The organism is Aquamicrobium defluvii (genome assembly GCF_004363725.1).
Taxonomy (GTDB): domain Bacteria; phylum Pseudomonadota; class Alphaproteobacteria; order Rhizobiales; family Rhizobiaceae; genus Mesorhizobium; species Mesorhizobium defluvii.
On record NZ_SNZF01000081.1, the window covers coordinates 1 to 1,707 of the forward strand.

General features: G+C 57.3%; 3 protein-coding genes. All 3 read right to left on the minus strand.

The genetic code is table 11. The features are described 5' to 3' along the window. Positions 1-89 precede the first annotated feature (89 nt). Positions 90-929, minus strand: a complete 840-nt coding sequence (locus tag DES43_RS22190) for a recombinase family protein (RefSeq protein ID WP_208110876.1) — start codon at positions 927-929, stop codon at positions 90-92. Further along, a complete protein-coding gene (locus tag DES43_RS22195; RefSeq protein WP_133676473.1) occupies positions 926-1,069 on the minus strand; it encodes a hypothetical protein in 144 nt (47 codons plus the stop codon). Before DES43_RS22195 ends, DES43_RS22190 begins: the two co-directional genes overlap by 4 nt. 362 nt (positions 1,070-1,431) lie before the next feature. Further along, a partial coding sequence (locus tag DES43_RS22795; protein WP_208110878.1) for a hypothetical protein occupies positions 1,432-1,707 on the minus strand: 276 nt, incomplete at its 5' end.

The following is a 1,707-nucleotide window of genomic DNA, read 5'->3' on the forward strand; positions in this document are numbered from 1 at the left end:
CCCTGCAATCAACCAGCAGGGGTGGGTTCAAACATGGGTCACTTCTCAATGGAAAAATCCCTCAATCCCGGGTCAGCTCTCAGCGGAAATCAACACAACGGCGGCACGGCCACTGTGATCACCTCGTCGTCCGATTTGCGCGTCTTGCCCTTGCCATGCATGTTGAACTGGTGCCGGCCCACATAGGTCGTGCGCGTCAATATCTTGTGGGTTTGGCCGATGCCCCAGCGACCGCCATCGCGGGTGCATATTCTGCGGTAATTGAGATATTCGACGATCGCCTTCACGCCCATCGGCCCGGTGGTTCCGTCGCCTGATAGCGCCAGACGATAGATCAGACGTACCGTGTCGGCATGCATGGGATCGATGGCCAATGCTTTCTTGACCTTGGCACTGCGTCGTTCGGCCTCGACAATACGGTATCCGATCGGCGGCAACGAGCCGTTCCAGAAGCCTTGGCGGGCGTTCTCTTTCATGGCACGGAGCGTGTGCTTACCGTTCTCCCGCGACTGATATTCGTCGAACAGGGTCATGACCCGTCGCATCATGACCTGCATGGGGTCATCACCGACCTCCTGGGTGATAGAGATCAGCTTCACACCATTGCGGGCCAGCTTCCGGATGTGGAACTCCAGTTCGAAATGGTCGCGGGAGAAGCGGCTGAAGGAATGGACGAGGATAATGTCGAATGGGGCTGGCCGTTTGCTCGCCGCTTCGATCAGACGCTGGAACTCGGGCCGGCGGTCGCTGGTGGCAGAAACGCCGGCATCGACAAAGGTCTCGACAAGCTCATAGCCATGTGTGGCGCACCAGGCTTCGCCCTGCCTGTGCTGATCGGGAATGGAGACGTCCTGCGCGGCCTGCCGAGCCGTGGAAACGCGCAGATAAAGCGCGGCCCGCAGAATCTCCCCGCTGCTTACAACGGTCATCGCTTCGACCGCTCGATGGGATCGATCGGACCGAAGAGCTCATCAAGGACATCGCCGAAGTAGCGCTCGAATATCTCGATTTCCGCCTGGGTGATTGGCACCTTCTCTGGCCAGTCGTCGATGACGGTCCAGGTGGACACATCGTGCTTCGGGCGGCGGCGCTTTGGGCTTGACACTGCCTGGTTGGAGTTCGTGGACGAGGCGGATCGGGATTTATGCGGAGGTTTTGACATTCACAGCGTATCGCTGGAATGGCAGGGAATGGGAATACACCTATGCCGCTAATACATTGATCGGGCGGATTATTCCCACGTTTCTGGAAAGCGCTCCAGCATCGTCGGCCAGCGCGCTGTCAAGCATCCACGTAAAACAGAGCCACGCCTTCGGCAGACCTCAAGCCCACTACCCATCGGAATCGGTATTAAGGAGGGCTATAGCGTAGGTGTAGTTCTCGCCTTCTTCGTTTCCCTCCCGCCAGTTCCCTACCAGATTTTTCCCTTAATCATTTGATATTGTTGATATACCTTAGCGCTTTTGCCTGTAGAGCATACGTGAAAACATACATCTCGTCGGTGGATCCGTACGGCCTCTGTCGTCGTGGGGCTGCCGTGTAGAACCTGGCCCATAGTGCCTCCTCCCATTCCGGCGAGAAGATTACACCATCAAATGCCGGGATTAAACACCTTATGTGTCTCAGTCCTGCTAGATTAGCCCCATCGCGGCTCCCGGCCAGGAGCTGCGATGGGTGGGCTACAGCGTTTAACATCTTGTGGCCTGA

What these genes read in the sequence shown, in the direction of transcription:
- DES43_RS22190 (WP_208110876.1), bottom strand. Translation starts at nt 929, where the DNA reads ATGACCGTTGTAAGCAGCGGGGAGATTCTGCGGGCCGCGCTTTATCTG.